General features: G+C 56.2%; 1 protein-coding gene. It reads right to left on the bottom strand.

Annotation, left to right across the window (positions count from 1 at the left end):
- On the bottom strand, positions 1-381 hold a 381-nt coding region (yidC, locus tag AC1D0P_RS31650; RefSeq protein WP_477680341.1), incomplete at both ends, for a membrane protein insertase YidC.

The following is a 381-nucleotide window of genomic DNA, read 5'->3' as shown; positions in this document are numbered from 1 at the left end:
CGCCATGCGGTCGTCGCCGAGACGCGCCTTCAGTTCTTCCATCTTCGGCTGCAGCTTCTTCATCTTCGCCATCGAGGCATATTGCCGGTTGGCGATCGGGAAGAACAGCGTCTTGACGATGACGGTGGTTGCCAGGATGGCGAGACCGAAATTGCCGAAATACTTGTTGAGGAAGTCCATCAGCTTGAACATCGGCTGGGTGAAGAACCAGAACCAACCCCAGTCGATCAACAGGTTGAACTTCACAATGCCGGCATTGAAATAGCCGTTGACGACATCGACTTCCTTGGCGCCCGCGAAGACCTTGGTGGTCAGAGTCCTGGATCCGCCAGCCTTCAACATGTTGCCGGTCTGCTCGCGGTAGTCTGCCTGGAACAGCTG

Source organism: Polaromonas sp. P1_G2 (assembly GCF_056405515.1).
The sequence above is the reverse complement of the archived record's forward strand: the minus strand, read 5'-3'. Positions and strand labels throughout refer to the sequence as shown.